Origin of the sequence: Saccharomonospora saliphila YIM 90502, assembly GCF_000383795.1 — a bacterium.
GTDB classification, from domain to species: domain Bacteria; phylum Actinomycetota; class Actinomycetes; order Mycobacteriales; family Pseudonocardiaceae; genus Saccharomonospora; species Saccharomonospora saliphila.
Genome location: NZ_KB912668.1, coordinates 75,462 through 78,772, shown reverse-complemented (window position 1 = coordinate 78,772; position 3,311 = coordinate 75,462). Strand labels below are relative to the sequence as shown.

Sequence of the window (3,311 nt, the reverse complement as noted above, 5' to 3'; positions counted from 1 at the left end):
GGCGGCCCGGTCGGGTCAGGACTCCGTGTCCCGGGCGGCGCGGTGCAGCCGGCGCAGGGTGCGCACCGCCTCCACCGCCGCGTCGCGGTCGACGGCCTGCACGGCGAGAAGCGAGTGGTACTCGTGGTCGGGCAGTTCGAGACGGGCGAACGAGGCACCGTCGGGAAAGCTCACGGCCAGCACCTCGTCCCAGGAGAAGCGCCGGGTGACGAACACGTTACGCACCTCGGCACCGTCGGCGTCGGCCCGCACGCGCGGCAGGGCGAAGACCATGGCCGCGCCCGCGAGCAGCACGCCGATGCCCACCATCGCGACCTGGTCGCTCAGGTGGAAGATCACCCCGGTGTCGGCCGACCGCAGCAGCACGGCGACGGTGACGAACACGCCGAGCAGCAGCACCGCCAGCGCCGCCGACATCCACACCGCCCTGCGTGGCCGGAACACCACGGGTTCCGTGCCGCCGGTGCCGCCCACCTCGGTCTCGTCACTCACCGTCTCGTTCACCGGACCATCCTCGTCGCAGGCCATGCCGGATCGCGCGCCCCGGATCGGGGCGCCCGCACCGGCTCACACGAATCCTCGCTCCGTCCACGGTTGCCGCAGCCCGCGCAGCACGTGCGCGGTCGTCAGCGCCGCCACGGTCGCCTCGCGCCCCTTGTCCTCGGCGGAGTCGGGCAGCCCGGCCCGCGCGAGCGCCTGCTCCTCGGTGTCGCAGGTCAGCACGCCGTTGCCCACCGGGGTGCTCTCGTCCAGCGCCACCCGGGTCAGGCCCGCCGTGACCGCGTCGCAGACGTAGTCGAAGTGCGGGGTGGCGCCCCGGATCACCACACCGAGCGCCACCACCGCGTCATGGCCCCGGGCCAGTGCCTGCGCCACCACAGGCAGCTCCACCGCCCCGGCCACGCGCAGCACGGTCGGCTCCTCGGCGAGGGTGACCTCGCCCGCCGTGCGCAGCGCCGAGTTCACCAGGCTGTCGGTGATCCGCGTGTGCCAGCGCGTCGCCACGACCGCCAGCCGCAGGTTCTCGCACCCGGCGAGGTCGAGCTCGGCGCCGGGGCTGCCCTGTCCACTCATATCCGAGGTCCACTCATATCCGAGGTTTGCTCACGTCCGTGTTCCGCACGTCCGTGTTCCGCTCAGTTCTCCGGTGCGGGCCCGTCCGCGCTCGCCCGGCTCTCGCCGTCGCGGGCGGAGCCCACCTCGGCGCCGACCTCGTCGAACTGCTCGAGTCCGGACAACTCGTGTCCCATCCTGTCACGTTTGGTGCGCAGGTAACGCAGGTTCTCCGGGTTGGGCGAGGTCGGCAAACCGACCCGGCCGGTGACGCGGAGCCCGTAGCCCTCCAGGCCCACCCGCTTGGCCGGGTTGTTGGTCAGCAACCGCATCGACCGCACCCCCAGATCGGACAGGATCTGCGCGCCGGTGCCGTAGTCACGGGCATCGGCGGGCACGCCCAGCTCCAGGTTCGCGTCCACGGTGTCGGCCCCGGAGTCCTGCAACTGGTAGGCCTGCAACTTGTGCAGCAGGCCGATGCCCCGGCCCTCGTGGCCCCGGATGTAGAGCACCACGCCCCGGCCCTCGGCGGCCACCGTCTCCAGCGCCGCCTCGAGCTGGGGCCCGCAGTCGCAGCGCAGTGACCCGAACACGTCGCCGGTCAGGCACTCCGAGTGCGCGCGCACCAGGATGTCCTCGCCGTCGCCGATGTCGCCGTAGACGAAGGCGATGTGCTCGATCCCGTCGAGCAGGCTGTCGTAGCCGATCGCGCGGAACGTGCCCGCCCCGAGCGGAATGCGCGCCTCGGCCACGCGCTCGACCTGCTTCTCCTTGCGCCTGCGGTAGGCGATCAGGTCGGCGATCGTGACCAGCTTGAGCTCGTGGTCGGCGGCGAAGACCTCCAGCTCGTCACGCAGGGCCATGTCACCCTCGTTCTTCTGCGACACGATCTCGCAGAGCACGCCCGCCGGCGCCAACCCGGCCATCCGCGCGAGGTCCACGGCGGCCTCGGTGTGGCCGGGCCTGCGCAGCACTCCCCCGTCCTTGGCCCGCAGCGGGACGACGTGCCCGGGCCTGCGGAAGTCGGCGGGCTGCGACTTCGGGTCGGCCAGCAGCCGGATCGTGTGACTGCGGTCGGCGGCGGAGATGCCGGTGCCGATGCCTTCGGCGGCGTCGACCGTCACCGTGTACGCCGTGCCGCGCATGTCCTGATTCGTGTGGTACATCGGCGGCAGGTCGAGCCGTGCGCAGTCCTCGGCGGTCAGCGACGTGCAGATGTAGCCGGAGGTGTAACGCACCATGAAGGCGACCAGCTCCGGCGTGGCCTTCTCGGCCGCGAAGATCAGATCGCCCTCGTTCTCGCGGTCCTCGTCGTCGACCACGATCACCGGACGGCCGTGCGCGATGTCGTCGATCGCGGCTTCGATCAGATCGATGTCCAGCGCGGGAACGGGGTCTGCCATGGTCACGAGTCCTCCTTGCCCCCGCCATTGTCCACCCCGGAACCCGGCAGGTGGACGGCGGCCAGCTTCTCGACGTACTTCGCGAGCACGTCCACCTCAAGGTTCACCGCGTCCCCCGGTTCACTGCGGCCGAGCGTGGTGGCCGCCAGGGTAGCGGGGACGAGCGCGACGGCGAACTCCTCGGCCGAGAGCTCGGCCACGGTCAACGAGACCCCGTCAACGGCGATCGAACCCTTCTCGACCACGTAGCGCGCCAGCGAGGGCGGGAAGGCGAAGTGAGTCAGGCCGTCCGGGTCCCGGGAGAGGAACGTGCCCGTGCCGTCGACGTGTCCCTGCACGATGTGCCCCCCGAAGCGCCCGTCACCCGCCATCGCGCGCTCCAGGTTCACCGGCCGGCCCGGGGCCGCCTCGGCGAGGCTGGTGCGGGCGAGCGTCTCCGGGACGGCGTCCACGGTGAACTCCTCGCCGGAGACCTCGACCACGGTCAGGCAGACGCCGTTGACCGCGATCGAGTCGCCGTGCTTCGCGTCGGCCGTGACCACCGGTCCGCGGACCGTGACCCGCGCGGGCCCGGACTCCTGATCCACCCGGGTGATGACGCCGAGCTCCTCGACAATGCCGGTGAACACCTAGTTGCCTCCCTCGCCGGTGACCGGGACGGCGGAGATCCGCACGTCCTCACCACTCATGGTGGCGCTTTCCACACGCCAGCGGTGCGCCTCGGTGATCGTCGACACGCCCGCGGGCCCGAGCGCGGGCGCACCGGCTCCGAGCAGCGTGGGGGCCACATAGGCCACGATCCGGTCGACGCGGTGGGCGGCCACGAACGCGCCCGCCAGCGCCGGTCCGCCCTCG

General features: G+C 72.0%; 5 protein-coding genes. All 5 read right to left on the bottom strand.

Annotation, left to right across the window (positions count from 1 at the left end):
- Positions 1 to 15 precede the first annotated feature (15 nt).
- Positions 16 to 417 (bottom strand): PH domain-containing protein, encoded by a 402-nt coding sequence (locus SACSA_RS0111365; protein WP_232212929.1) that lies wholly within the window; start codon positions 415 to 417, stop codon positions 16 to 18.
- A 150-nt stretch (positions 418 to 567) separates the two neighbouring features.
- Positions 568 to 1,074, bottom strand: a complete 507-nt coding sequence (ribH, locus tag SACSA_RS0111360) for a 6,7-dimethyl-8-ribityllumazine synthase (RefSeq protein WP_019815978.1) — start codon at positions 1,072 to 1,074, stop codon at positions 568 to 570.
- 62 nt (positions 1,075 to 1,136) lie between these two features.
- Positions 1,137 to 2,456 carry a bifunctional 3,4-dihydroxy-2-butanone-4-phosphate synthase/GTP cyclohydrolase II gene (locus SACSA_RS0111355; RefSeq protein ID WP_048876678.1) on the bottom strand — a complete coding sequence of 440 codons (1,320 nt, stop codon included), beginning with the start codon at positions 2,454 to 2,456 and terminating at the stop codon, positions 1,137 to 1,139.
- A gap of 2 nt (positions 2,457 to 2,458) precedes the next feature.
- A complete protein-coding gene (locus tag SACSA_RS0111350) occupies positions 2,459 to 3,085 on the bottom strand; it encodes a riboflavin synthase (protein ID WP_019815976.1) in 627 nt (208 codons plus the stop codon).
- Positions 3,086 to 3,311, bottom strand: a 226-nt coding sequence (locus SACSA_RS0111345) for a dihydrofolate reductase family protein (RefSeq protein WP_198009047.1), incomplete at its 5' end; no start/stop codon positions are given.

Bases quoted from the DNA above. Each gene is read 5' to 3' on its own strand.
- ribH (WP_019815978.1), bottom strand. From the start codon at position 1,074: ATGAGTGGACAGGGCAGCCCCGGCGCCGAGCTCGACCTCGCCGGGTGC.
- SACSA_RS0111355 (WP_048876678.1), bottom strand. From the start codon at position 2,456: ATGGCAGACCCCGTTCCCGCGCTGGACATCGATCTGATCGAAGCCGCG.
- SACSA_RS0111365 (WP_232212929.1), bottom strand. From the start codon at position 417: ATGTCGGCGGCGCTGGCGGTGCTGCTGCTCGGCGTGTTCGTCACCGTC.